Annotated in this window: 21 protein-coding genes, 3 tRNA genes and 1 pseudogene; 15 read left to right on the top strand and 10 right to left on the bottom strand. The window is 60.9% G+C overall.

From position 1 onward, the window contains the following. Positions 1–60: 60 nt before the first annotated feature. Complete coding sequence (gene rlmB / locus AC1RM7_RS06070; protein ID WP_024919083.1) at positions 61–942, bottom strand: 23S rRNA (guanosine(2251)-2'-O)-methyltransferase RlmB; 882 nt, start codon at positions 940–942, stop codon at positions 61–63. Positions 943–1,159: 217 nt separating this feature from the next. Between rlmB and AC1RM7_RS06065 the strand changes: the two genes are divergently transcribed. Continuing rightward, positions 1,160–1,245 (top strand) — tRNA-Tyr (locus AC1RM7_RS06065). 101 nt (positions 1,246–1,346) lie between these two features. Here AC1RM7_RS06065 and AC1RM7_RS06060 read toward each other — a convergent pair. Further along, entirely contained in the window at positions 1,347–2,585 is a 1,239-nt protein-coding gene (locus AC1RM7_RS06060) for an acyltransferase family protein (protein ID WP_492943885.1), read from the bottom strand. A gap of 305 nt (positions 2,586–2,890) precedes the next feature. Here AC1RM7_RS06060 and AC1RM7_RS06055 point away from each other — a divergent pair, with 305 nt between their 5' ends. Then, entirely contained in the window at positions 2,891–3,217 is a 327-nt protein-coding gene (locus tag AC1RM7_RS06055; RefSeq protein WP_006021202.1) for a potassium channel family protein, read from the top strand. Positions 3,218–3,287: 70 nt separating this feature from the next. Here the strand turns inward: AC1RM7_RS06055 and AC1RM7_RS06050 are convergent, their stop codons facing one another. Further along, positions 3,288–3,578, bottom strand: a complete 291-nt coding sequence (locus AC1RM7_RS06050) for a DUF3551 domain-containing protein (RefSeq protein ID WP_006021201.1) — start codon at positions 3,576–3,578, stop codon at positions 3,288–3,290. A gap of 127 nt (positions 3,579–3,705) precedes the next feature. On the opposite strand from AC1RM7_RS06050, the gene AC1RM7_RS06045 reads away from it, so the two are divergent. Then, positions 3,706–3,779 (top strand) — tRNA-Gly (locus AC1RM7_RS06045). A 41-nt stretch (positions 3,780–3,820) separates the two neighbouring features. On the opposite strand, the gene AC1RM7_RS06040 is transcribed toward AC1RM7_RS06045, so the two are convergent. From AC1RM7_RS06040 to AC1RM7_RS06030, 3 genes are all read right to left on the bottom strand, one after another. Beyond that, positions 3,821–4,633 (bottom strand): MBL fold metallo-hydrolase, encoded by an 813-nt coding sequence (locus AC1RM7_RS06040; RefSeq protein WP_006021102.1) that lies wholly within the window; start codon positions 4,631–4,633, stop codon positions 3,821–3,823. Then, positions 4,630–5,001 carry a Crp/Fnr family transcriptional regulator gene (locus AC1RM7_RS06035; protein ID WP_006021101.1) on the bottom strand — a complete coding sequence of 124 codons (372 nt, stop codon included), beginning with the start codon at positions 4,999–5,001 and terminating at the stop codon, positions 4,630–4,632. The genes AC1RM7_RS06040 and AC1RM7_RS06035 overlap by 4 nt, the downstream gene beginning before the upstream one ends. A gap of 130 nt (positions 5,002–5,131) precedes the next feature. Continuing rightward, on the bottom strand, positions 5,132–6,943 hold the full coding sequence (locus AC1RM7_RS06030) for a carbamoyltransferase family protein (protein ID WP_024920129.1): 1,812 nt from the start codon (positions 6,941–6,943) through the stop codon (positions 5,132–5,134). A 322-nt stretch (positions 6,944–7,265) separates the two neighbouring features. On the opposite strand from AC1RM7_RS06030, the gene AC1RM7_RS06025 reads away from it, so the two are divergent. Then, on the top strand, positions 7,266–7,583 hold the full coding sequence (locus tag AC1RM7_RS06025; RefSeq protein WP_024920130.1) for a hypothetical protein: 318 nt from the start codon (positions 7,266–7,268) through the stop codon (positions 7,581–7,583). 124 nt (positions 7,584–7,707) lie between these two features. On the opposite strand, the gene AC1RM7_RS06020 is transcribed toward AC1RM7_RS06025, so the two are convergent. Beyond that, on the bottom strand, positions 7,708–8,379 hold the full coding sequence (locus AC1RM7_RS06020) for a TetR/AcrR family transcriptional regulator (RefSeq protein ID WP_006021098.1): 672 nt from the start codon (positions 8,377–8,379) through the stop codon (positions 7,708–7,710). A gap of 260 nt (positions 8,380–8,639) precedes the next feature. On the opposite strand from AC1RM7_RS06020, the gene AC1RM7_RS06015 reads away from it, so the two are divergent. From AC1RM7_RS06015 to AC1RM7_RS05995, 5 genes are all read left to right on the top strand, one after another. Further along, on the top strand, positions 8,640–9,866 hold the full coding sequence (locus AC1RM7_RS06015) for an acyl-CoA dehydrogenase family protein (RefSeq protein ID WP_024920131.1): 1,227 nt from the start codon (positions 8,640–8,642) through the stop codon (positions 9,864–9,866). Between the two features lie 27 nt (positions 9,867–9,893). Next, entirely contained in the window at positions 9,894–10,955 is a 1,062-nt protein-coding gene (locus tag AC1RM7_RS06010) for a phosphotransferase family protein (RefSeq protein ID WP_024920132.1), read from the top strand. Positions 10,956–11,028: 73 nt separating this feature from the next. Continuing rightward, a complete protein-coding gene (locus AC1RM7_RS06005) occupies positions 11,029–11,814 on the top strand; it encodes an SDR family NAD(P)-dependent oxidoreductase (protein WP_006021095.1) in 786 nt (261 codons plus the stop codon). A 9-nt stretch (positions 11,815–11,823) separates the two neighbouring features. Next, entirely contained in the window at positions 11,824–12,561 is a 738-nt protein-coding gene (locus tag AC1RM7_RS06000; protein ID WP_024920133.1) for a histidine phosphatase family protein, read from the top strand. A 39-nt stretch (positions 12,562–12,600) separates the two neighbouring features. Beyond that, positions 12,601–13,368: an SDR family NAD(P)-dependent oxidoreductase gene (locus tag AC1RM7_RS05995; protein ID WP_006021093.1), complete on the top strand. Its 768-nt coding sequence runs from the start codon at positions 12,601–12,603 to the stop codon at positions 13,366–13,368. A gap of 107 nt (positions 13,369–13,475) precedes the next feature. Here the strand turns inward: AC1RM7_RS05995 and AC1RM7_RS05990 are convergent, their stop codons facing one another. Then, complete coding sequence (locus tag AC1RM7_RS05990; RefSeq protein WP_024920134.1) at positions 13,476–14,693, bottom strand: serine hydrolase domain-containing protein; 1,218 nt, start codon at positions 14,691–14,693, stop codon at positions 13,476–13,478. Between the two features lie 271 nt (positions 14,694–14,964). Between AC1RM7_RS05990 and AC1RM7_RS05985 the strand changes: the two genes are divergently transcribed. Next, complete coding sequence (locus AC1RM7_RS05985) at positions 14,965–15,477, top strand: hypothetical protein (protein ID WP_244434530.1); 513 nt, start codon at positions 14,965–14,967, stop codon at positions 15,475–15,477. A gap of 79 nt (positions 15,478–15,556) precedes the next feature. On the opposite strand, the pseudogene AC1RM7_RS05980 reads toward AC1RM7_RS05985, so the two are convergent. After that, positions 15,557–17,518: pseudogene (locus AC1RM7_RS05980) on the bottom strand (methyl-accepting chemotaxis protein). Positions 17,519–17,614: 96 nt separating this feature from the next. Beyond that, on the bottom strand, positions 17,615–19,312 hold the full coding sequence (locus AC1RM7_RS05975; RefSeq protein WP_006021089.1) for a sensor histidine kinase: 1,698 nt from the start codon (positions 19,310–19,312) through the stop codon (positions 17,615–17,617). A 221-nt stretch (positions 19,313–19,533) separates the two neighbouring features. On the opposite strand from AC1RM7_RS05975, the gene AC1RM7_RS05970 reads away from it, so the two are divergent. From AC1RM7_RS05970 to rplA, 5 genes are all read left to right on the top strand, one after another. Continuing rightward, positions 19,534–19,609 (top strand) — tRNA-Trp (locus tag AC1RM7_RS05970). 286 nt (positions 19,610–19,895) lie between these two features. After that, the gene (gene secE / locus AC1RM7_RS05965) at positions 19,896–20,090 is read left to right on the top strand and encodes a preprotein translocase subunit SecE (RefSeq protein ID WP_006021088.1); all 195 of its coding nucleotides are present in this window, start codon (positions 19,896–19,898) and stop codon (positions 20,088–20,090) included. Between the two features lie 16 nt (positions 20,091–20,106). Next, a complete protein-coding gene (gene nusG / locus AC1RM7_RS05960) occupies positions 20,107–20,637 on the top strand; it encodes a transcription termination/antitermination protein NusG (protein ID WP_006021087.1) in 531 nt (176 codons plus the stop codon). 130 nt (positions 20,638–20,767) lie between these two features. Continuing rightward, positions 20,768–21,196 (top strand): 50S ribosomal protein L11, encoded by a 429-nt coding sequence (gene rplK, locus AC1RM7_RS05955; RefSeq protein WP_002712322.1) that lies wholly within the window; start codon positions 20,768–20,770, stop codon positions 21,194–21,196. Positions 21,197–21,201: 5 nt separating this feature from the next. After that, positions 21,202–21,891, top strand: coding sequence for a 50S ribosomal protein L1 (rplA, locus tag AC1RM7_RS05950; RefSeq protein ID WP_006021086.1), 690 nt, complete (start codon positions 21,202–21,204; stop codon positions 21,889–21,891). Positions 21,892–21,900 lie beyond the last annotated feature (9 nt).

The raw sequence follows: 21,900 nt of genomic DNA, 5'->3' as shown, positions 1-21,900 counted from the left end.
TCTGATTGATCGGATATAAAGCGAAACGCCCGTCTGCATCACGCAGGCGGGCGTTTTGATTCAGCCCATCAGGCCAAGACGGCTTGTCCCGATATAGAGCGCGAGCGCGGCTGCATTCGAGACATTAAGGCTCTTGATCGCGCCGGGCATGTCCATGCGTGCGACCACGCTGCACGTCTCGCGCGTGAGCTGACGCAGGCCTTTGCCTTCCGCGCCCAGCACCAGAGCGAGCGGCGCATGCAGGGGCACCTTGCTGAGATCGCCCTGGCCCTCGCTGTCGAGACCGACCGTCAGGAAGCCTGCCTCGTTCATCTCGCCGAGCGCGCGATGCAGGTTGGGGACTTCGATGATGGGCACAAGCTCGAGTGCGCCGGATGCGGATTTGGCCAGCACACCGGTCGCTTCCGGGCTGTGCCGTCCGGTGGTGACGATTGCCTTGACGCCGAACGCTGCGGCCGAGCGCAGGATCGCGCCGACATTGTGCGGATCGGTAATCTGGTCGAGCACCAGCACGATGCCGTCCTGAGGCAGTTCGTCGAGATGCAGGCCGGGCAGGGGATCGGCCTCGGCGAGCAGGCCCTGATGCACAGCATCCGGCCCGAGCCGGCGGTCGATGTCGCCCGGATGCACCAGCTCCGGCGGAACGCGGGTGTCGATCTTCTCGTCGGCAAGGCGGCGGGCGACGTTTTCGGTGACGAACAGCTTGCGGATTCGCCGTTCGGGATTGGCCAGCGCCATGGTGACCGAGTGCCAGCCATAGAGAACGACAGGACCTTCGCCTTTCGCGTGTCCCCTGGCTTCGCGGTCGCGCCACTGAGGACGTCCTTGAGGCTTTCCCTGGTGCTTCCCGGAACGCTCCCCGTGCCGTTCCCGGTCACGGTCGCCACCGCGTCCGCCCGGTTTGGGGCCTTTGAAACGTGATTTGCGGTCTCGATCGCTCATGCGGCCTTGTCCCACGGGGCTGAAATAATGGCAATTTCCGGCTTTGGACGGCGGGAAGGGAAATGTGACAATCGTCCCGGCATTGGTTGACTTTACCCCGGTGCTTCGCCCATAAACGCGCCGACCGGGCGCCCGTCTACGGGCACGCTTTTTACCGTCATCCATGGCCGTTCAACCACCCCGTTCGGGTGGGCGAGGGTGTCCGATGACGTCGAGCGGGGGAGTGTCCCGAGTGGCAAAGGGAGCTGACTGTAAATCAGCCGCCGTATGGCTTCGAAGGTTCGAGTCCTTCTTCCCCCACCATATTGAAAACGCTCGCAGAATTGATCTTCTGCGAGCGTTTTTATTGGCTCATTTGACACCGTTTTCCGAAATCGGCTTGGAGACAGCAGCGTTGTGCCGCTCTAGGCAGCAAACTTTTCAACTTGATGCTCGGAGCGCGTCAGGTATCGGCCGCGCATTTCAAGGAAGGGCCGCTCGATGCAGTAGTAAGACAGCATCGATACGAAGAGGACAACCGCAAAAATTGCAAAGGAGGCTGCGATAATCCCCAGCGTGCCAAACTGCAAGCTACCCAAATAACCTTGGCGAAATGCGGCCCAGAACTCGTACTGGACCGCGTAGTGCAGGATATAGATGCTGAAACTCAACATCCCAATCCATCTGAGGGCGGTACTGATCCCTGTGCCGCGAAAAGGGAAGGCTGCCAAATATCCGCCGATGAATGCGGCCCAAATCAACGCTTCAACCTCGGGGTAAATTATGTGCCACCAATGCCAGGCTGAAATACCGCCTTGGCGGTTTAACAGGCTCATCAGTGCAAGCACCGCGATGCTGGAAAGGGTCAGCAGGAAAAAACCAGTTTTGCGGTTGGCAGAGATCGAAAAACGGCCAATGTGGATCAGATACGCCAGCCCGATCCCAGCCATGAACTGATTGATGCGGCCAAGGATCGTGAAATAGTTTGCACGGTATTGCTCGGCAGGAGGAAGCGGCAGTAGTGCCATCACTTTCAGAATCCAGAACAGCGCCATAATGGGCAGTAGGAACCGAAATACACCATAGCGCCAGACAAACAGGAACAAGAACGGCGCGATCAAATAGAACTGGAATTCAACGGAGATTGTCCAAACCGTACCTGACAGGTTCGACGGAGACGTCATTGCCGATGGGATATTGGCTAGCAGAATAAACGGCGAAATGATGCTGCCGAGTTCGAACGATTTTGCAGTGTAAAGCGAGAAGACAAGCACAACTATCATCAGAGGGAAAATTCGGAGGATTCGGTTTTTAAGAAATCCGAAGTATTGAATCTCCCGGCCAAATGTGCCGCTTGAAAGAATATAACCGCTGAGAACCATGAACAGCGAAACACCGGTATGGCCTTCATAGATGATCGACACGAATGGATTAGACGACATCGGCCATTTCGCAGTTTGCATGACTGACGAAATCCCGGAATTGATCGAGTGGTAAAAGAAAACGAGCAACGCGGCGGCCCCGCGCAGTTCGTCGGCTTCCAAATTATAAGTTCTGTTCGGGCTTTGCATTTTCGTTCCCTGCCGGCCGCGCAACCCATCACGATCAATAGCCACTACGGGCCAGCCAGCTTTGTCGATGCCTTGCAATGCAGGAAATCGCAATCTGTTTTGGTGGGTAACCCTCAATACTCGGGCGTTTTCGAACGATGCCGGACCTTTTAGAATTTTGCTCCATATGGCCCTGACCGAAATCGCTGGGGAACGTCGCTGAACAGGCTTTACGTAAGTTGTTGAAATCACTGGATAAGGCAACATCTGTAAATCAGCCGCCGTATGGCTTCGAAGGTTCGAGTCCTTCTTCCCCCACCATATTGAAATCGCCCGGAAGTTGCTTCCGGGCGATTTTTTATTGGGCGTGCCTGTGTCAGGCTGCGGAGCGGGGAACTGTCCGTGGGGGATCAAATCTGATGAAATCGCTCGGCGTGGGCCTCGTCCGCCTGTCTCTCGGCTTCTGGCACGGCCTGCGCGATCCCGAATTTCAGGCCATCATCTTCCTGCTGACCATGTCGGTGCTGGGCGGTTCGATTTTCTACCATTGGGTCGAGGGCTGGTCGTGGCTCGATTCGGCCTATTTCAGTGTCGTAGCCCTGACCACGGTGGGTGACGCCACGCTTGGGCCGACCACTGGCGTCTCCAAGATTTTCACAATGGGATTTTCGCTGGTCGGGATTGGACTGGTGCTGGCATTTCTGTCGCGGTTATCGTCGTATCGCGATCTCGAGCGCCGTGACTGACGCAACAAAGCCGCCCTCGCTGGATCGGGGCGGCTTTCTCAATGACGGCGAACGTGGCCGCTGGCAATGCTCAGTCGTCATAGCGCCGCTCGCGGCGCACCTTGCGCGGCTTCACCACACGAGCGCCGGGTTCGGCATATCGGCCTTGCTCGGCAAAGGCGAAGACCGGATTAACCTGGCAATAGGCGCGCCGTCCCGAGGCGCTGGCCATGCACTGGGCGTAAGTATCGTAGTAACAGGTGCCGGGACCGGCCTGCCAACCCTCGACCAGGCAAAAGCGATAATCCCGAGCCTCGGCAGAGTCGGCGCCAAAGACGGCAGCGCCTGCCAGGGCTAGGGCGGCTACAAGTGCCTTGCGCATGAAATGTCTCCCGGTTGGAATTGGTTCTCATGAGAACCCGCTTCCCCGGAATATGGTTCCTTGGGCCCGGGCTTCAAATCAATCGTGGTTGAGGCGGCGGAATGACCATGCTAGGTCTCGCCGCACTGCGGGTGTAGCTCAATGGTAGAGCAGCAGCCTTCCAAGCTGAATACGAGGGTTCGATTCCCTTCACCCGCTCCAAACCTTCCTTAAATTGATACCGGCAACGGTCTGAGCCCACCTCACGAGTCATCAAGCTTGTTGAGGTCGCGCACCGATTGCATGATCGGGTCGAAGTTCGCGCGCGCGTCGAGAGCGTCGAACAGTTGGGCCGTGTCGGACAGCAGCGCGTGAGATCGCTGAATCGCGATCCTCACGTCGTCATGAGGGGTGTCCGACAGGCGGCCATGGCCGGACAGCAGGATTTTCGAGTCCAGTCCCTTCAGCCGTTCCAGCGACTGGATGTAGTCGGCGATGCTTCCCGATCCGAACACGCCGCCCATGACGCCTCCGGGCATCAGGGTGTCGGCGGCGAACAGCAGCCCCTTGTCCTGATCGAACAGGCTGATGCACGCCGAGGTGTGGCCCGGGGTGTACATCACATTCAGCCGGAAGTTGCCGAGGTCGATCAGGTTGCCTTCCTCAAGCCAGATGTCGATGTCGATCGGCACATTCGGCTCGTTGAACATCTTGCGCAGCATCGAGAAGTCGTCGCGCAGCATGATCTTGTTCGCGGCCAGGCGATGGGCGGCGATGATTGTCCTGCCGTTGAAATGATACGCGGCGCCGATATGGTCGAGATGCTCATGGCTCAGCACGACCATGTCGATGTCAGCAGGCTTGATGCCAAGGTGCTGAAGGCATTCCAGCAGATGCGGATAGTTCGAAGACAGGCCGACATCGATCATGATGGTCCGCTTGCTGCCGCGGACCAGATAGGCGTTGGCGGCGCGGTTCTTGAACCGGATCTGATAGACGTCTTCGGCGGCCTGGATCAGGGAGCAGACGTCGTTGCTGAGAAGAATCGGAAAGGGCGAGGGTTTCCGGTCGCTCATGGCGCCGCGGTCCTGAAGTTGACGGCATTGGAGGCCCGCAGCCGTTTGCTCAGCGCATCCATGATCATCAGCGCGAAGGCCGGCTGCTGGCTGACGAGATAAACGAAGCGGGCGTGATTGATCCGCATCACACGGGTGCCGGCGATGGCGGCAACGGCACTGGCTGAGCGCGCGGAGCCGTCGATAACGGCCATTTCTCCGAAGAATTCACCCTTGCCGAGGGTGACGATGACAGTTCTGTCTGCCCCGGAATTCTTGACAATGTCGACCTTGCCGTCGAGCACCACGAACAGCTCGCGGCCGGTCGATCCTTCCTCGAAAATCATCTCCGAGGCGTCATACTCGTTGATACATTTCTCAATTGTCATAGTGCAGCCCAGCCGTCCGGCACCGGTTACGCCCCGTCATACTAGGACGGAATCCGGAGGGCGCAATCGATACGTCCGGCTGGCGCCCGTTACCGCAGGGCACAAACGCACAGGCCGGCCGGGCCGGGCGTCATGCAGGCTTCATGTTCGCCATCACCATCGTTGCGACATCGGTATAGGTATTCACCAGCGGCCCGACGATCTTGTGCATCGCGTTCTTCGACACCAGCGTGTCGTGCATCACGAGGTGATCGATGCCGGTGGTCAGGAAGCAGATCACGGCGTCGCGCGGGGTCTCGATGATCGGCTCGCCCTTGACGTTGAACGACGTGTTGATGAGGACCGGCACGCCGGTGAGGGCGTCGAACTCCTTCAGCAGCCGGTAGAGTGTCGGATTGGTTTCCTCGCGAACCGTCTGCACCCGCGCCGTGCCGTCGACATGGACGATGGCGGGAATCCTGTTGCGCCATTCGGGGCGGACGTTCTTGGCGATCAGCATGAAGGGCGAGTCTTCCTCGCCCTCGAAGATGTCCTTCGCGCGCTCGTAGAGAACGATCGGTGCGAAGGGGCGGAACGGCTGGCGATGCTTCACCCGGCTGTTCAGGATGTCCTTCATCTCGGGCTTGCGCGGATCGGCCAGCAGGCTGCGATTGCCCAGCGCGCGCGGGCCGAACTCCGAGCGGTCCTGAAACCAGCCGATCACCTTCTGGTCGGCGAGCAGTTTTGCGGTATCGCGAGCGATGTTGTCGCTTTTCGTTCGCGTCGTCTGAATGCTGACGAGCGGTTTTGAGATCGCGTCGCTCACCTCCTGATCGGAATAGCGGCGGCCGACATAGGAATGATCCATCACAAATGAACGCGGTTGCTTGAGGATTTCCAGCCAGCCGTAATAGGCGCAGCCGATCGCGATGCCGTCATCGCCTGCGGCCGGCTGAATCCAGACATTCTCGAAGCCCGACTCGCGGGCAACGCGGCCGTTGGCGACGCAGTTCAGCGCCACACCGCCCGCGATGCATAGATTTTTCGCACCCGTGGTTTCGCGCAGCCACGCCGCGCGGGCGAGCAGCACCTTCTCGGTATCGTCCTGAACGCGCCAGGCGAGATCCTCCCAGTGCTTCATCAGCGGGCTGGTCTCCCACTTCTCGCCGCTGTCCGCGATGTAGGGTTTGTTCAGCTCGGAGGTCCAGCGCGGAACGGTGAGGACGTTGTCCTTGATCTGCATCAGCGGCTTGACGTTGCCGTGCCGTCCGTAAGGGGCGAGGCCCATCAGCTCGCCGCACTTGTTCCAGTCGCCGAAGATGTAGGTCGATGCGCGGCTGTAGAGCGCGCCGAGGCCGGGCATGTTGTAGAATTCGTCGCTAAGGAAGCCGCGATCGGGCTCCATCCAGACCTTCTTGAGGCATTCGAGCTTCTCGCCCGAGAATTTGTAGTAGCTCTCCGACTCGCGCGCCAACGGCGTCGCGGTGTCTGTGGCGGGAAACGGCTCATTGACGTCGGAGCGATAGCTGCCGACGCCGTCGACAATCATGATCGCGCCTTCCTCGAAGGGGGAGACGGCGAACGCGCTGTAGGCGTGGGCGAGGTGATGGGAGATCGACACCACCTTGTCGGAGCGCGACAGGAAGTAGGGATGGCTCTTGGCATCCGCTCTCTCGTATTCCGGAAGAAAGCCCGGCAGGTCCTGGTAGAGCAGGCGGTCTTCCATTTCAGGAACCGGCAGGATGTAACAGTTGCGGACCACCAGATCGACGTCGTCGAGAGTGATGCCTTCGGCTTCCAGGCAGTAGTCGATAACTTCCTTGTAGAAGCCGCTGGCGTGCTTCTCGCGGGTGATGCGCTCCTTGGCGATCGCGTAAGCGATTTCGCCATCCCGCAGCAGACAGGCGCTCACGTCGTGGTCGTAGGTGTTGAGGCCGAGAACGTAAATATGTGCTTTGGGCATGGACCAACTTTCGGAGCGGCGGGCTTAAACGCTTGGTGACGGAAAAAGTTCGGATGGTTCAAACGTGTCTCGCAATTGCGAAGATATTTCGTTCAGCATGATGAACAACGGTTCAGCAAGAGGCGGGACGTACTCAGAATAGTACGACGTGCGATGCATTGACCGCCGAGGCGCGATGATCCTAATCTGTTACCGGATGAATCGTGTAGAGTAGTCTTGTTTTTGACTATCTATTTTCCGAACGTGCCTGAACGGGACGCAGGCTCGCGAGTTAAATACGCGGAAGTGCTCCACGGCGTTTCCGGAAATGGAGGTTCTCTTTATGACTCAGATCAAGACACGTTCGAACGTCTTCAAACGTGCCCTGGCGGCGGCAGCGTTGGTGCTGGTCTATTCGATCAGCTTCATCGGCACGTCGTTCGTTGTCGCGACCTCGACGTCGACCTCGGCGGAAGCCCGTGGTCGTGGCGGTGGCGGTCGCGGTGGTGGACGGGGTATTGGCCGCGGCCGTGGCGGCGGTTGGGGTCGTGGCTGGGGTCGCGGTCGCGGATACTATCGTGGCCGGGGTTACGGCTATGGCTTCATCGCTCCAGGCTGCTACTGGAGCCCGCGCTGGGGCCGGACGATCTGCCCGTACTGATCGGCTGCTCGCTCACGCGAGTTGAAAAAATGCGAGGTGCGGCGGTCTCCGTCGCACCTCTTTCATTTTGGTAATGCTGTTTACCGTCTGTCGCCGGAATGTCACCCGGCCAGATCTGCCGCGATCAGGATTTTCGAAAGCCTGACGCGCGAACAAGAGGCGTCGCGGCATCGGCGCCGCCGACCAGTGCGTCTTTCGCAGTCGATACAATCCGCCGGATGATGTCGTCGACATCATTCAAGTCGCACAATCCGCCTGACAGCTTCTTCAACCGCTCGCTGTCGGTCACGGTCTGCCGGATCATCGCCAGCGCGAAGTGCAGGCCCCAGTAGATATCGACTTCGTCGCGATGGGGCAGGGCGAGGCGCAGTGCCGTCGCAAATCGCTGCAGGTGGCGGAATTCCTTATCCACGATCTTCTTGATCGGCGGCACGGTCTCGACCGAGGCGCGGGTCATGAAGCGGGCGGCGGCCGAGCGCTGCAGGTCGGGGCTGAGGCACCACCGCAGCGGCGGACCAACCAGCGCGCGCAAAATCGCCTCGACACTCGGACGGCCGCCGCCTTCCAGCTCCGCGGCTTTCAGTTCGGCGAACCGCTCGCGGTTCAGCACCGTGGTGCGGCTGATGAACAGTTCGGCGAGCAATTCGTCCTTGGACCCGAAATGATAGTTCACCGCGGCCAGATTGACGCCGGCGGCGGCCACGATGTCGCGCATCGTGACTTCGCCGAAACTACGCTCTGCCCAGAGCATTTCAGCGGCGGTGAGAATGGCGGTTTTCGTTTGGTCGCTCGACATAGAAGCCATGCAAAGTGAGAGATGCCATGCAAATGCGGAAAAGCTGTTCCGCGCTGCAAAATCATATCAAACATTTGTTTGATTGTCACTTGTCATTCAAACAAATGTATGAAATCAACCTAGCAGCAAGATTGCAGCGCGGCAAGCCGTTCACGCGAGGATCAGACAACGTCAACATTACTGACGTTGATGGCCGGGTGGACAGGTGGTCGCGAGTGTTGCAAGACCATCGTTAACTAACAACAAGAGAGGATCGTCCTATGGATTTCACAATGTCCGCGCGTCAGACCGAGTGGCGCAACCGTGTTATTGCGTTCATGGACAAGCATGTTCGCCCGGCCGCCCCGATCTACAAGGAACAGGATGCGAAGGGTGATCGCTGGAAAGTGATTCCGATCCTCGAAGAACTCAAGAAGAAGGCGAAGGCCGAAGGCCTCTGGAACATGTTCATGCCGCCGAACGAGCATGAAGACGACGAATTCCGCGGCGCGGGCTTGACCAACCTCGAATACGCGCCGCTCGCGGAGCAGATGGGCCACTTCTACTGGGCCTCCGAAGTGTTCAACTGCTCGGCGCCAGATACCGGCAACATGGAAGTGTTCATGCGGTACGGCACCAAAGAGCAGAAGCGCCAGTGGCTGAAGCCGCTGATGAACGGCGAAATCCGCTCGGCGTTCCTGATGACCGAACCTGCCGTAGCTTCGTCCGACGCGACCAACATCGAAACCAGCATCAAGCGCGACGGCGATCACTATGTGATCAACGGACGCAAGTGGTGGTCGTCGGGCGCCGGCGATCCGCGCTGCAAGATCGCGATCCTGATGGGCAAGACTGATCCGACCGCCGCCCGCCACCAGCAGCAGTCGCAGATTCTCGTTCCGCTCGATACGCCCGGCATCACGATCGAAAAGATGCTGCCGGTGTTCGGCTTCGACGACGCGCCGCACGGCCATGCCCAGATCCTGCTCGAGAACGTGCGCGTGCCGGCCAGCAACATTCTGCTCGGCGAAGGCCGCGGCTTCGAAATCGCGCAGGGCCGCCTCGGTCCGGGCCGCATCCACCACTGCATGCGCACCATCGGCGCCGCCGAAGAGGCGCTCGAGAAGATGGTCAAGCGTCTGTCGTCGCGCACCGCGTTCGGCAAGAAGATCATCGAGCAGTCGGTGTGGGAGCAGCGTATCGGCGAAGCGCGCACCAACATCGAAATGACCCGTCTGCTCTGCCTCAAGGCGGCGGACATGATGGACAAGGTCGGCAACAAGGCTGCGCAGACCGAAATCGCCATGATCAAGGTCGCGGCGCCGAACGTCGCGCTCAAGATCATCGACGATGCAATCCAGGCATTCGGTGCCGCGGGTGTGTCCGACGAAGCCGGTCTCGCCAAGTCCTACGCCGGCATCCGCACGCTGCGTCTGGCGGACGGACCCGACGAGGTTCACAACCGGGCCATTGCACGGCTTGAGCTTCGGAAGTATTCCAATCACTAACTGAAATAGAAGAGATTGGGAGACGTCGTGGCTGAGCAGGTAAGGCAAGACGAGGATTACTCAGGCACAATGGAAGTCGAGGAACGTCATCGGATCGATGACGTTCGTCTCGATGCCTGGATGCGTGAGAATGTCGAGGGCTATCAAGGTCCTTTGACCGTTCTTCAATTCAAGGGCGGCCAGTCGAATCCGACCTACCGGCTCAATACGCCGACAAAATCCTACGTGATGCGGCGCAAGCCGTTCGGCAAACTTCTGCCGTCGGCTCACGCCGTGGACCGCGAATTCAAGGTGATCGCCGCCCTGCATGCGCAGGGTTTTCCGGTGGCACGCGCTTACGCGCTCTGCATGGACGACGCGGTGATCGGCGCGGCCTTCTACATCATGTCGATGGAAGAGGGGCGCGTGTTCTGGAATCCCACACTGCCGAGTCTCGAGCCCAAGGAACGTCACGCGGTCTTCACCTCGAAGATCGAGACGCTGGCGAAGCTGCACAGTTACGATCCGGAGAAGATCGGGCTGGGCGACTTCGGCAAGCCGGGAAATTATTTCGCGCGTCAGGTCGATCGCTGGACCAAGCAATACCGGGCTTCCGAAACCGATCTGATTCCGGAAATGGAAAAGCTGATCGAGTGGCTGCCGAAGACCGTGCCGACGCAGAAGCGCGTGTCGATCGTGCATGGCGACTATCGCATCGACAACATGATATTCCATCCCACCCAGCCGAAGGTTATTGCGGTGCTGGATTGGGAGCTGTCGACGCTCGGCGATCCGATGGCGGACTTCGCCTACCTGCTGATGCAGTGGGTCATGCCGGGACTCGATGGCGCCGATTTCAAGGCGCTGAATATTCCGAGCATGGAAGAGGCGGAAGCCATCTATTGCAAGGCCGCGGGTGTTCCGCCGATCGAGAATCTCAACTGGTACTTCTCGTACAACCTGTTCCGGCTCGCGGGAATTTTGCAGGGCATAGCCAAGCGCATTCAGGACGGCACCGCCTCCAACGCCAAGGCTGATGCGTCGGCCGCGCGCCGCATTCCCCTGGCGCAGGCATCGTGGGCCTACGCCCAGAAGGCCGGCGCGAGCTGACGCGCAAACAAATCCGGCGTGACGCGCGGCAGCGCGCGTCCGCTCACTTCAAATCAAAAATCGGGAGAACGTCATGGGTCGCCTCGAGGGCAAGTCTGTCATCATCACCGGCGCGGGCAGCGGCATCGGCCGCGCGGCATCGCTGATGTTCACCAAAGAAGGCGCGAAGCTGATCGCGGTCGACAAGACCGAGGGCGTCAAGGAAACCGTCGAGCAGGTGCGCAAGGCAGGTGGCACCGCGGAAGCCGTGATGGCAGATGCAGGCCTTGAGGATGACGTGAAGGGTTTCATCGCCAAGGCGATCTCGGCCTACGGCAAGCTCGACGCGATCTGGGCCAATGCCGGCATCGGCGGCGGTCTGATCCCGCTCGCGGAGCAGACGCCGGAGCATTGGCAGGAAGTTCTGCGCGTCAATCTGATCGGGCCGTTCCTCGCGGTGAAGCATTCCATTCCGCACATGGTGAAGCAGGGCCATGGCGCCATCGTCTGCACCGCGTCGGTCGCAGGCCTCAAGGCCAATGCCAGCGGTCATCCCTATGCGGCGAGCAAGGCGGGTGTCATCAGCCTGGTGCAGACCACGGCATATTCTCTCTCCGGCACCAATGTCCGCATTAACGCGGTGTGCCCCGGCCTGATCGAGACCGGCATGACCAAACCGATTTTCGACAATGCGAAAGAGCGCGGCACCGAAGGCAAGATCGGCCAGCTCAATCCGCTCAAGCGTCCGGGGCAGCCGCATGAACTCGCGGCAATGGGATTGTTTCTCGCCAGCGACGAAGCGTCTTACGTCAACGGCCAGGCGTTCCCGGTCGATGGCGGTCTGACCGCCTCGATGCCTTACGCCGGCAAGCCGATCTGAGTTGAAACGATGTCGAATGCACCCGCCAAGCCTTTTCTGGTCCAGCATGCCATTCCCGCCGGGGTGACATCGACACGCTGGTGGTGGGTGCGGCACGCGCCGGTTCGCACCGACGGCGGAAACATCTACGGCCAGTTCGACATCGATTGCGATTGCAGTGACAGCGTGGTGTTCGCGGGTGTCGCGAAATTCCTGCCGAGAGATGCCGTCTGGTTTTCCAGCAATCTGAAGCGAACCCATCAGACCGCCGCGGCGATCTGGGCTGCAGGGTTGCCGAAGCCGGATCAGATGCATCAGGACAAGGCGTTCGCCGAACAGGATCTCGGCGAGTGGCAGGGCATGAACCGCGCCGCGTTCTTCGCCGCGCGTCCGCCGTCAATCGCGAGCTACTGGTTCGCGCCTGCGCACGAGCGCGCGCCGGGCGGCGAGAGTTTCAACGATCTGTTCGACCGGACGGTGGCCGCGATCCGGCGCATCAGCGCCGAGCACGCAGGCAAGGACATTGTCTGCGTCTCGCATGGCGGCCCGATCAAGGCGGCGATCGCGCATGCGCTCGGGCTTGAGGCCGGCGCCGGATTCGCTTTCACCATCGACAACTGCTCGGTGACGCGGCTCGATTATCTCACGAGCGACGGCCACACCGGCTGGCGCGTGCCGATGATCAACCAGCAGCCATGGATTGCCAGCCACGCCCACGATGCCATGCATCAGCCGGCGGGACCGGAAGTCACCAACAAGCTTGGATAGCGATAAGCGGCAGCGCCGCACGCATAGGGAGAGAAGCGCATGACCTTGTTCGACATGACCGGAAAGACGGCCGTCATCACAGGTTCGACGAAAGGCATCGGCCGCGCGATCGCGGAGCGCATGGTGGAGCATGGCGCGCAGGTCGTGATCTCGTCGCGCAAGCAGGATCAGTGCGATCAGGTGGCGAAGGAAATCAACGACAAGTTCGGCAAGGGCAAGGCGATCGCCGTCGCCGCCAACATCTCCAGCAAGGAAAACCTCCAGAACCTGGTCGACGAAGCCAACCGCGCCTACGGCAAGATCGATGTGCTGGTCTGCAACGCGGCGTCGAACCCGTACTATGGGCCGCTCGCGGGTATCTCCGACGATCAGTTCAGCAAGATTCTCGGCAACAACATCGTCGCCAACAACTGGCTTATCAGCATGGTGGTGCCGCAGATGATCGCGCGCAAGGACGGCTCGATCATCATCGTCTCGTCCATCGGCGGCCTGAAGGGCTCGACCATTCTCGGCGCCTACGCGATCTCGAAGGCCGCCGACATGCAGCTCGCGCGCAATCTGGCCTGCGAGTACGGCCCACACAACGTGCGCGTGAACTGCATCGCGCCGGGCCTGATCAAGACCGATTTCGCCAAGGCGCTGTGGGACAATCCCGATAACCTGAAAGCGTCCACCGCGCGTTCGCCGCTGCTGCGCATCGGCATTCCCGATGAGATCGCAGGCGCCGCGGTGTTCATGGGATCGGCGGCTGGCAACTTCATGACCGGCCAGACGGTTGTGATCGACGGCGGCGCGACGATTAGCTGATCTTCGATTCGTCATTCCGGGGCGCGCGACAGCGCGAGCCCGGAATCTCGTTGCGTGAGTCTGGATTCCGGGTTCAACCCTGCGGGCTGCCCCGGAATGACAGCGGTTTATTCCACCGCCGCGTAGACGAGGCTGCGCACCAGCGTGCGGAAGTATTCGCGCTGGCCGGGACCCTGGCTCAGGAACAGCGCGAACAGGTCTTCTTTCGGATCGATCCAGAAGAATGTGCCTGCCATGCCGCTCCAGAAGTACTGGCCGACGGAGCCCGCGAACGGCGCCATGCCTTCGTGCGTGCGCACAGCGAAGCCGAGGCCGAAGCCATGGCCCGCTGGCACCAGATGGCTTTCCACCTTCACGTTTGCAGCGAGGTGGTTCGACGCCATGAAGGCCAGCGTCTTGCGTCCGATCACGCGATTGCCGTCGAGGGCGCCGCCGCTGAGCAGCATCTGGCAGAAGCGCGCGTAATCCATCGCGGTGGAGACCAGTCCGCCGCCGCCGGATTCCATCTTCGGAATTTCCAGCGGATCGAACAGCATTACCTTGTCGCCGGACCACGGATCGGCCGGGAAGGGCTGTGCGATACGCGACTTGTTGTCCTGCGCAGTGTGAAAGCCGGTCTCGTTCATCTGAAGCGGATTGAGGATGCGCTCACTGAGGAAAGCGCTGAGCGTCTTGCCGGAGACGACCTCGATGACGCGGCCGAGAATATCGGTCGAGCGGCTGTAATTCCATTCCGCGCCCGGCTGGCACATCAGCGGCATGCCGGCGATCAGCTTGGCGTGCTCTTCGTTGGTGATGTCACGGCGGAAGACTTTCGACTTCGCGTACATCCGCTGCACCATGCCTGCGCCGGTGATCTCGTAGGAAATGCCGGAGGTGTGGCGCAGCAGGTCCTGAATCGTGATGGGACGGATCGGCAGCGCATATTCCATCGCGCCGTTACGTTCGACGCCGACCTTCTGATTGGCGAACTCCGGAATGTATTTGGCGAGCGGATCGTTGAGCAGGATGTAACCGTCTTCGACCAGCATCATGATGCCGAGCGACACCAGCGGCTTGGTCATCGAGAAGATGCGGAAGATGCTGTCGCGCGCCATCGCCGTGCTGCCGGCGGGATCCTGCTTGCCCTGCGCCTCGAACCAGCCGATCTGCCCGCGCCGCGCCACCATCGACACCACGCCGGGCGTCGTGCCCTTGTCGATCTCGCGCTGGAAGGCATCGCGCATCCGCTCCAGGCGCAGCGCGGAAAGGCCGATCGCTTCCGGTTTGGCTGAAGGAAGAGCAGGGGTTGCCTTGGCTGCGCTTGGCGTGGCGTGGACGTTCATGGAGCCTCCGGAGTTTTCTTGTTCTGAAATTGCTGGCCGAGCTTGGCCCAGCACGTGATCTTTGAACAGATCGCAGCGCAATACAATTATAAGTAGACAATATCCCTCGCTTCCCCCTATTTCTCGCTTGGGCTGAAGAGACAGAAACGGCGGGGGCTGTATGTCGAGATTTTTGGGGCTGGCACGGCTTTTCGCCGTGCTTGCGGGTACGTTTGTGCTCGCTGGTTGCGTGACCGCGAAAAATTCACTTTCGCAAGACGATATTTCCAGCATGAAACTGACGGATGTCACCGTCAGTTTTGCTCCCGATGCGAGCATACAGTGGGAGGACGGCATCCGGGCCTACGCTACGGCAAAGGCTATCCCCGACGACCAGATTGCGACGGCGACGAATACGCCGGAAGCGAAAGCCTATGCTCAGAGTCTACTGGCGCCGCGGATCAAGGCGGGCGTCGAGAAGGCGATGGCCGGTCAGCTCAACGGCACACGGCCGGTGCGTCTCAACATCGTCATCCGCAGTTTCACCATCTCCCCGGCAATTCAGCGCGTGGTGATTGGTGGCGGTCATGGCATGGTTGCGGACGCAAATCTCGTCGATACACGGACAGGCGCCACCATCATGGCCCATCCGAAGCTGGGTGTGGCGTTGATCGTGGGGCAGGGCGTTCTGGGGACCGCGGTTCAGGCCGCGATTGACAGTGCCTCAACGCAGAGCACCGCTGATAAAATAGCCGACCGCTACGGCGAGAGCTATCGTGAGTGGCTGTTGCGCAAAACGTCGTAACACTGACCGATTGCTCGACATGAAAAAGCCGCCCCACAGAATGGAGCGGCTTCAAATCACCGTCGAAATTCGGCCCGGCTTACGCCGCCCGGACCTCGCGCAGGAAAGCGTCGACCTGTGCCTTCAGCGTTTCGCCGTTTTGTGAAAGCTCGGCGGCGGATGAAACGACCTGATCGGCGGCGACGCCGGTCTCGCGTGCCGCATCGCGGACACCGACGATGTTGGCCGAAACTTCACCCGTGCCCTTCGCAGCTTGCGAAACGTTATGCGCGATCTCGCGGGTGGCCGCGCCTTGCTCCTCGACGGCTGACGCAATCGCGCTCGCGATCTCGTTGACCTTGCCGATGGTGCGGGTGATGCCGTCGATGGCTTCGACCGAGGTTCGCGTTGCCGACTGGATCGCGCCGACCTGCGCCGAAATCTCGTCGGTCGCCTTCGATGTCTGGCTGGCCAGCGCCTTCACTTCGGAAGCGACAACCGCAAACCCCCGTCCGGCGTCACCGGCGCGGGCCGCTTCGATGGTGGCGTTGAGGGCGAGCAGGTTGGTCTGCGCGGCGATCTCGCTGATCAGTTTCACCACGTCGCCGATCTTCTGCGCGGCGAGCGCCAGGCCCTGAACTTCGGCGTTGGTCTGGTTCGCTTGCTGAGCAGCATGACCGGCAACCTGCGCGGATTCATTGACCTGCTGGGCGATCTCGTTAATCGAGGCGTTGAGTTCCTCGATCGCTGCGGCGACGGCCTGCGCATTGGCTGATGCCTCTTCGGACGCGTCGGCCACCGCCGTCGTCTGCTTGGTTGCTTCCTCAGCGGTGCGGGCCATGCTCTCAGCGGTGTTGCGCAACTCGGTCGAGGCTGCGCCCACGGCATTCACGACACCGCCGACGCCGGTTTCAAACCGCTCTGCCAGCGCGAGCACGGTGCTGCGGCGTTCTTTCTCCGAGGCAATGCGCTGGTCTTCCTGTGCCGCCCGCAACCGGCCGGTCTCGACCAGGCTGTCCTTGAACACCTCGACCGCGCGCGCCATCGAGCCGATTTCGTCGCGGCGATTTCCGCCGGGCACAACGACGTCGTGCTGGCCTGATGTGATCGCGCGCATCGCGCCCTGAAGCGCGACGATGGGGCGCGCCAATCCGCGGCCCACCCAGGCAGCGATCAGGATCGCGATCAGGACGGCGGCAAAAGCGCCTGCTGCGAGCCACTTGGCGGAGTTCGAGGCGAGTTCTTCATAGTCCCTGGTGTTGCGGATGATCTCGACCACAGCAACAGGCTGGCCCGAGAAATTCTTGAGCGGACCGAATGTCGTGGCTGTCGGCTGGCCGTCTAATGTGCCCATGAGGAAAATGGATTCCCCTGTCAGGGCGCGCTTCAGAGTGGCGGGCGAGGCGGTTGCGGCCTTCACCGTCGACGCGAGAGTCTGCACCTTGTCGTCGTTGATCTGATGGATGGCGACATCGACGCCGAAGCGCGACTTCATCGAATTCACGAAGGTCTCCCCGAACGGCGCGCCGACGTCGACCGTGCCGAGCAGGGTCTCGCCATCTATAATCGGCGTCGCGCCGAAGATGTTGAGAACGTCGCGGCCGGCTTCGACACCGCCGATCGGCTTTTTCGTCGCGAACGACTGAACGATCATCTTGCGACGGGCAGTGACGTCGTCGCCGAATGCCTTCGGATTGTGAACCCGGGTGAGGGCAACGCCCGGCGGTATCTGGATGGTGATCAGCTCAATACCGAGCGGCTTGATGTCTTTCAGTGTCTTGTCGAGCAGCGCGTTGATACCTGCGCGGTCCTGCGCGCGGATCATAGGCTTCAGTTCGGGCATGTTCGCCACGGTGTTGGCCACCGCCTGCACGGCGCGCGTATCGGACTCCATGGCGCCGATCATGTTCGCCTAGTCGGATTGCAACTCGCGATGGAGGGCGAGATCGACGGCCGTGTTTTGCCGCCAGAGGCCGAATGCAGCCAGCCCTGCGCAGGAGGCCGCCGCCACCAGTGAAATCGCGATCATTATCCGGGCGGAAACGGACCAAAGTTTGCGCATCGTGTCCCCAAAAAATCCTGAGCCATCACAGAGAATTCTGTTGGGGAGTTTTTACGAACTTTGAATCAACACCGGGTTAAGGCCCTCATTGGCGGCTCATTCAGCCGCTGAGGGTGTCTCGTTCGCCTGGTGGCGCGGCTCGGAAGAGGGCGCCACCATGCTCAAATGGAAGACGAGACCCGAGGGCGGGTAGCGGAAATTGCAGTCGCCGCCGAGCTGCCGGCTGAGGTTTGTGATCAGGCGCGTGCCGAAACCTTCTTCTGCGGGCGGTGTCACGGATGGGCCTCCGCTCTCGCTCCAGATCAGGCTGACGATCGTGCCCCTCGGGTCGTCGCGGGTCATCCAGCCAATGGTGACGCGGCCGTTTTCGTTCGACAGCGACCCGTATTTGAGCGCGTTGGTGCAGAGTTCGTGCAGGATCATCGCCATCGGCACGGCGGTGGTCGGCGGCAGATCGACCTCCGGTCCCGAGATTGTGACGCGATGTCCGCGATCCTGATGCAAAGGCGCCATCGCGGCTTCCGCGATTTCCGACAGGCTGGCGTGCTGCCAGTTCTTCCGGGTCAGGAGGTCATGGCCGCGCACCAGAGCCTGAAGGCGCTCGTGAAACTGGCGCAGCGCTTCGGGCCCCTGACTGTGGCGAAAGCTCAAGCTCGCAATCGACTGCACGGTGGCAAGGGTGTTCTTCACACGATGGGCAAGCTCGTGAACCAGAATCTCGCGCCGTTCTTCGGCGGTCGCGCGTTGCTCTTCGCGCATCGCGTTCTCGTCCATCAGCCGGTCGAAGGTTTGCCCGAGAACGCCGATCTCGTCGTCGCGGCCGACGATGCCGGTTCGCGCGGCATCGTGACCGCGCCGCCAGGCCTCGGCCGTCGCCACCATGCGCATCAGCGGCCGGCGGATAATGCTCTCGCCGACTAGCCAGGCCAGCAGGAACGCGACGGCGCTTCCGAGCGCGAACAGCGCGATGCTGTTGCGGACGGCGCGATCGATGGGCCCGAACGCTTCGCTGTGCGCGATGCCGCTGCTGACATAAAGGCCGAACGGGGTCGCCGACGCGGGGAGGAAGCCGATGATGCGCGCCACGCCGTCGATCCCGACAATGTCGTCGGTTGCCGGCGCGGACATTCCGATCCTGCCGAGGCTATCGGTCAGTTTCGTGCCAACAAACTTTTCAGGCGCGGGTTCGCGCGACACCACGATGCCGTTGCGGTCGGCGATCAGGATGGTGCCGCCGCGCGGAACGCCGCGCTGCTTCAACTGCTCCCCGAGCCATTCCAGGTTGAGGCCGGCCACAACCGCGCCTTCGACCTTGCCGTCCCGGATGATCGGGACCGCCATCGGAATGATGTTGCGGTCCGAGATCTTGCTGACGGTAAAGGGGCCAATCGCGAATTTCTTCTGATCGACAGCCTCGCGAAAGTATTCACGCCCCGCGAGATTCGGCGAGGCGAGACTTGGCTCGCTGAAGCAGCGGATATTGCCGTCCAGACCGACGATCAGAAGAGAGGTCAGCGGCTCGACATGCGGACGGACCCGCACGACATAATCGGTGCATGCGGTGCTGTTGAGCCGGCTGACCTCGTCTGCCTCCGCTACGGCGCGAAGCGAGGCCTGTATGCCGTCGAAAATCTGGCCGACTTCGGAGGCGACGACCTGTGCGTTGCGCAGCGCGTCGCCCCGGACCTCGGCATAGCGCGTATTGCGCAGATCGAACGCGCCGTAGGCGACTGCGGCAAGGCCGGGCAGGGATGCAACAAGAGTAAGCGCCAGCAGCCGGTGGGTGAGCGACATGCGGCGTATGGCGTTGCGAAGCGGCAAACCGTTTTCATCCCCACCGGTTGAGCTTTTAGTTAATGTACGCGGCACATCCGGTGTCGGCAATCGCCAGAAACCGGGTTCCATCAGCAGGTTAATTGCCAGGAAATTGTCCTGAAATTCTCCGAGAAATCAGCGAGAAATCGCCGACAGGGGACGTGACGCCGCAAAGATCGTTCGCTATAGAGGCGGCATACAGGGGTGTAGCTCAGTTGGTAGAGCATCGGTCTCCAAAACCGAGGGTCGCAGGTTCGAGTCCTGCCGCCCCTGCCAGATTTGGCCGTACAAATACGTGTTTCTGGCCCTTGGCCCGCTCCCCGAACCTTGACCTGACGCCCGTCCCACAGTAGATAACGGCACCTGCTGCCGGCCCGCTTTGACGGATATCCGGCGCGGCATTGAAATCCCCGGACAATCGAGCCCGCTTGGCGGCTCATCCTTCAAACGAGGGTTGGGCGCAGTAAACATTGGCGTGCGAGGGCTGTCCGGATTCCTGAAATAACTGAAATCACGCCAGGATACGACGTTTTCCCGGCATTATGGATGCGGACCTCAGACGATGGCTCTCAGCCCGTTCAAATTTCTGCAGGAAGTGCGCTCGGAGACCGCGAAGGTCACCTGGCCGACCCGCCGCGAGACCATGATCACCACGATCATGGTATTCATCATGGTCGCGGTGTCCTCAGTGTTCTTCTTCGTCGCGGATCAGATCATCCGCGTCCTGATTACTTTCCTTCTCGGCATTCATGCCTGAGCGCGGAACCGAAACAATGAGCATGCGCTGGTACATCGTTCACGCCTATTCGAACTTCGAGAAGAAGGTCTCCGAATCGATTCGCGAGCAGGCCAAGCAGCGCGGACTTGAAGATCTCTTCGAGCAGGTGCTGGTGCCGACCGAGAAGGTCACGGAAGTCCGCCGCGGCCGCAAGATCGACGCCGAGCGCAAGTTCTTTCCGGGCTACGTGCTGGTGAAGATGAACCTCACCGACGAAGCGTTTCATCTCATCAAGAACACGCCCAAGGTGACGGGCTTCCTCGGCGCGGAAAACAAGCCGATGCCGATTTCGGAAGCCGAAGCCATGCGCATCCTGCATCAGGTGCAGGAAGGCGTGGAGCGTCCGAAGGCGTCGGTGTCGTTCGAGATCGGCGAGAACGTGCGCGTGGCCGATGGCCCGTTCGCCTCGTTCTCCGGCGTGGTCGAGGAAATCGACGAAGCGCGTTCGCGCGTGAAGGTCGCGGTGTCGATCTTCGGACGTGCGACGCCGGTCGAACTGGAATTCGGTCAGGTCGAAAAGGTCTGATCGTTTCCGCCATCATCTGATGGCGGTGAGAATGCCGTGGGAGGAGACAGCCGGTCGCCAGCCGCCTGTTGAACCGCACCACGGTCCTAAGAAGGTCCGGAATGGTCCGGATCGTTTGAAGGAGTAAAGTATGGCTAAGAAAGTGACCGGATACCTGAAGCTTCAGGTCCCGGCCGGTGCGGCGAACCCGTCGCCTCCGATCGGTCCCGCGCTTGGTCAGCGCGGCCTCAACATCATGGAATTCTGCAAGGCGTTCAACGCGCAGACGCAGAAGGAAGAAAAGAACACCCCGATCCCGGTGGTCATCACCATCTACGCGGACCGGTCGTTCACGTTTGAGATGAAGACCCCGCCGATGTCCTACTTCCTCAAGCAGGCGGCGAAGATCCAGTCCGGCTCCAAGGCGCCGGGCCGCGACGTCGCAGGCAAGGTGACCAAAGCGCAGGTGCGCGAGATCGCCGAGAAGAAGATGAAGGATCTCAATTGCGATACCGTCGAAGCGGCCATGAAGATGGTCGAGGGCTCTGCCCGTTCGATGGGTCTCCAGGTGGCGGGGTAACGATCATGGCTATTGGCAAGAAACTTGCGAAGGCCCGTGAGGGTATCGATCGTGAGCACCTCTATCCGCTCACCGATGCGGTGAAGATGGTCAAGGAACGCGCTTCGGCGAAGTTCGACGAGACCATTGAGATCGCGATCAACCTCGGTGTCGATCCGCGTCACGCCGACCAGATGGTGCGCGGCGTTGTCACCCTGCCGAACGGCACCGGCCGCACGTTGCGCGTCGGCGTGTTCGCGCGCGGCGCCAAGGCTGAAGAAGCCAAGGCTGCGGGTGCAGACGTTGTCGGCGCTGAAGACCTCGTTGAAAAGGTCCAGGGCGGCGCGATCGACTTCGATCGTTGTATCGCAACCCCTGACATGATGCCGCTGGTCGGCCGTCTCGGTAAGGTGCTTGGCCCGCGTGGCATGATGCCGAACCCGAAGATCGGCACCGTGACCATGGACATCGCCAACGCCGTCAAGGGCGCCAAGGGCGGTTCGGTCGAGTTCCGTGTTGAGAAGGCCGGCATCGTGCAGGCTGGCATCGGCAAGGCCTCGTTCTCGGAAGAAAAGCTCATCGAAAACATCAAGGCGCTCGCCGACGCAGTCGTGAAGGCGAAGCCTGCTGGCTCGAAGGGCACCTACGTTCAGCGCGTTGCGGTCTCCTCGACGATGGGTCCGGGCGTGAAGGTCGAGCCGGGCAGCCTGCACTGACAGGCAACG

The sequence above is a fragment of the Afipia sp. GW822-FHT03D08 genome (genome assembly GCF_058801645.1).
The sequence above is the reverse complement of the archived record's forward strand: the minus strand, read 5'-3'. Positions and strand labels throughout refer to the sequence as shown.

What these genes read in the sequence shown, in the direction of transcription:
- AC1RM7_RS05990 (WP_024920134.1), bottom strand. Translation starts at nt 14,693, where the DNA reads ATGAACGTCCACGCCACGCCAAGCGCAGCCAAGGCAACCCCTGCTCTT.
- AC1RM7_RS06030 (WP_024920129.1), bottom strand. Translation starts at nt 6,943, where the DNA reads ATGCCCAAAGCACATATTTACGTTCTCGGCCTCAACACCTACGACCAC.
- AC1RM7_RS06055 (WP_006021202.1), top strand. Translation starts at nt 2,891, where the DNA reads ATGAAATCGCTCGGCGTGGGCCTCGTCCGCCTGTCTCTCGGCTTCTGG.
- nusG (WP_006021087.1), top strand. Translation starts at nt 20,107, where the DNA reads ATGAGCATGCGCTGGTACATCGTTCACGCCTATTCGAACTTCGAGAAG.
- AC1RM7_RS06025 (WP_024920130.1), top strand. Translation starts at nt 7,266, where the DNA reads ATGACTCAGATCAAGACACGTTCGAACGTCTTCAAACGTGCCCTGGCG.
- AC1RM7_RS06000 (WP_024920133.1), top strand. Translation starts at nt 11,824, where the DNA reads ATGTCGAATGCACCCGCCAAGCCTTTTCTGGTCCAGCATGCCATTCCC.
- AC1RM7_RS06040 (WP_006021102.1), bottom strand. Translation starts at nt 4,633, where the DNA reads ATGAGCGACCGGAAACCCTCGCCCTTTCCGATTCTTCTCAGCAACGAC.
- AC1RM7_RS06005 (WP_006021095.1), top strand. Translation starts at nt 11,029, where the DNA reads ATGGGTCGCCTCGAGGGCAAGTCTGTCATCATCACCGGCGCGGGCAGC.
- AC1RM7_RS05995 (WP_006021093.1), top strand. Translation starts at nt 12,601, where the DNA reads ATGACCTTGTTCGACATGACCGGAAAGACGGCCGTCATCACAGGTTCG.
- rplA (WP_006021086.1), top strand. Translation starts at nt 21,202, where the DNA reads ATGGCTATTGGCAAGAAACTTGCGAAGGCCCGTGAGGGTATCGATCGT.
- rplK (WP_002712322.1), top strand. Translation starts at nt 20,768, where the DNA reads ATGGCTAAGAAAGTGACCGGATACCTGAAGCTTCAGGTCCCGGCCGGT.
- AC1RM7_RS06035 (WP_006021101.1), bottom strand. Translation starts at nt 5,001, where the DNA reads ATGACAATTGAGAAATGTATCAACGAGTATGACGCCTCGGAGATGATT.
- AC1RM7_RS05975 (WP_006021089.1), bottom strand. Translation starts at nt 19,312, where the DNA reads ATGTCGCTCACCCACCGGCTGCTGGCGCTTACTCTTGTTGCATCCCTG.
- rlmB (WP_024919083.1), bottom strand. Translation starts at nt 942, where the DNA reads ATGAGCGATCGAGACCGCAAATCACGTTTCAAAGGCCCCAAACCGGGC.
- secE (WP_006021088.1), top strand. Translation starts at nt 19,896, where the DNA reads ATGGCTCTCAGCCCGTTCAAATTTCTGCAGGAAGTGCGCTCGGAGACC.
- AC1RM7_RS06050 (WP_006021201.1), bottom strand. Translation starts at nt 3,578, where the DNA reads ATGCGCAAGGCACTTGTAGCCGCCCTAGCCCTGGCAGGCGCTGCCGTC.
- AC1RM7_RS05985 (WP_244434530.1), top strand. Translation starts at nt 14,965, where the DNA reads ATGAAACTGACGGATGTCACCGTCAGTTTTGCTCCCGATGCGAGCATA.
- AC1RM7_RS06015 (WP_024920131.1), top strand. Translation starts at nt 8,640, where the DNA reads ATGGATTTCACAATGTCCGCGCGTCAGACCGAGTGGCGCAACCGTGTT.
- AC1RM7_RS06020 (WP_006021098.1), bottom strand. Translation starts at nt 8,379, where the DNA reads ATGTCGAGCGACCAAACGAAAACCGCCATTCTCACCGCCGCTGAAATG.